Origin of the sequence: Streptomyces sp. NPDC046900, assembly GCF_040644975.1 — a bacterium.
GTDB lineage: Bacteria > Actinomycetota > Actinomycetes > Streptomycetales > Streptomycetaceae > Streptomyces.
Map to the genome: position 1 here is coordinate 1 of NZ_JBEYXD010000233.1, position 1,767 is coordinate 1,767.

Annotated in this window: 1 protein-coding gene; it reads right to left on the bottom strand. The window is 70.0% G+C overall.

The annotated features are described in order from the left end of the window. Positions 1 to 215: 215 nt before the first annotated feature. On the bottom strand, positions 216 to 1,619 hold the full coding sequence (locus tag ABZ904_RS51140) for an IS1380 family transposase (RefSeq protein ID WP_361831190.1): 1,404 nt from the start codon (positions 1,617 to 1,619) through the stop codon (positions 216 to 218). Positions 1,620 to 1,767: the final 148 nt, after the last annotated feature.

The following is a 1,767-nucleotide window of genomic DNA, read 5'->3' on the forward strand; positions in this document are numbered from 1 at the left end:
AAGACCCACAAAGGAAAGCGCCTCGGTGAAGAACAAAAAGCCGCAGGCCGGGGCCACTTCTACGCTTGACAGGCCCGGCCCTCATGGGTGGGGTGATGGCGGAGGACTGGTTCTGTCGGCCCTTGGCGTTGAGTGGGCATGGCTTGGGCCCGACGCTCGGGCCGGGGTCTCCAACGGGTTCCTCGGTGGTGGGCGGGCAGGGACAGTGCCGCAGGTCAGGTAGCCGGTCGCGGTAGTGCCGTGAGGCGGGCGAAGGCATTGATGAGTTCGTGCCGCCAGGGCCAGGTCGCGGCGATCCGCAGGCGAAGGCGGCGGCCGCCGTGAGTGATGCGGGCGGCTGCGTGCAGCAGTCGGTAGCGCAGCTTCTTTGGCTCGGCGGTGACCAACTCTCCTTCCAGCAGCAGGGTCTGGGTCCAGGCGAGCAGGTCGGTGGCGGCCAGGGACAGCTCCAGCCACGCTTGGTTGAGGGTGAAGTGGCGGGAGGGGAAGCGGCCGAAGCCGGTGGACTTTCCGCAGCGGATGCGGTCCTCGACGCGTGCGTGCGCGCGGTGACGGACCTCCAGGTGCTGCAGCGAGCCTTCGCCGTAGGGGGTGTCGGTCAGAAAGGCCTGGTGGCGCATGCCCTCGTCGAGGTCGAACACAGACAGTTGGGCGCCGGGGTGCGGGCGCTCGCGGCGGACGATGATCCGGGTGCCGTCGGGGTAGCCGTCCAGGTCGACCATGCCGGTCAGCTCGGCGACCTCGGCGCCGATGCGCAGGGTGCCGTCCTGCTCCAGCGCGGGGTGCCAGACCTCATCGGGCAGGGCGCGGATCGCGCGGCGGACCGGCTCGGTGACGGGATGTCCGACCGAGAAGGATGTGTGGACGCCTCGGGCGCGTAGGGCCCGCAGGTGAGCCAGGAACGCTTTGGCTCCTCCGGCGCTGTCGGTGCGGACGAGGATGGGGGTGCCGTGGCGGCGGTCGTCGGGGATCTGGGCGAGCGCCGCATCGAGGACGGTGATGTGGTCGGCGGCGGTGTTGGCGCCGGCGTTGCCTGGCCGCAGCAGTCCGGCCAGGGCTTCACCGGTGTTGTCCAGGAAGCACAACAGCGGGTGATAGCCGAAGCCCCGCTTGTAGGTGGCTGCGGCCTGCTCTTTCTCGGAGTGGCAGGTGACCAGGGTGGCGTCCATATCAATGACCAGCCCGGGCAGGTCCCGCCCGCCAGCCTGGGCCGCGGGTATGCCGCTGTCCGTCTCCGCGGCCTGCAGCCAGGCGACCTCGCGCGCTGCAGCTCGGGCCGTGCGCAGTGCTGCCAGTGCCGTGTGGTCGATGCCCGCCAGGAGGCGCCAGGCGGTCGGGGTAGAGGCCACCGGGCCGAAGACCTCGGCCTGGTCGCGCAGTAGGGCCAAGTCGGCGATGGCTTCGCCGCCGTCGGCGAGCATCACCGCCACGTCCACCGCGATCCTGCCTGGGTTGTGTCCGGTGCCGCGTGGCCGCAGGCGGCGCAGCGCGTCGGTGAACGCGGCGGTCAGGCCGGTGGCGTCAGCGAGATCGGCCAGCAGACGGGACCCAGCATGGCTGACCACCCCGTGGCCGTCAGCCGAGACGACGAGCTTGGGGCGCGACCCGGTAGTGTGCACGCAGAAAGTGCCTTCCTGCTGGGATGACAGAGACCTTCGACAAGCCTCACCTTCCCACCCATGAGGGCCGGGCCTGTCAAGCGTAGAAGTGGCCCCGGCCTGCGGCTTTTTGTTCTTCACCGAGGCGCTTTCCTTTGTGGGTCTTCCT